This is a genomic window from Sedimentitalea sp. XS_ASV28 (genome assembly GCF_041224545.1).
Taxonomy (GTDB): domain Bacteria; phylum Pseudomonadota; class Alphaproteobacteria; order Rhodobacterales; family Rhodobacteraceae; genus Sedimentitalea.
In genome coordinates, this window is record NZ_JBGFGP010000001.1 from 1 (window position 1) to 321 (window position 321).

Consider the following 321-nt stretch of genomic DNA (forward strand, 5'->3'; position numbering starts at 1 on the left):
AAGCTTCAGGAAAAGACCGGCAGCAACGCCCCCTTGAAGAAGTTCCGGCTGAACATCCGCCAGATCATCGAGGACGATCACACGCCGTTCTATGGCATGGAGTTGACCGCCGAAGACCTGGTGATCTTTCGCCCACGCTCACCGCAGAACGAACTCTTGCCCGAGATCAGGCTTCCGGGGGGGGCCGAGGAAAAGGCGCGAACCATCGCTAGGGAGAAGGGCCGGGACTACTACGCCCTGCGTTCTGACTGGCTGGCATTCGCCAAAAGCGAAGCGGCCAAGGGCAACCCGCCGAAGAACGCGGGCGCTGCTTTTGTGGCC

General features: G+C 61.4%; 1 pseudogene. It reads left to right on the forward strand.

The annotated features are described in order from the left end of the window. Positions 1–321: pseudogene (locus AB9K34_RS00005) on the forward strand (RepA); the annotation flags it as partial.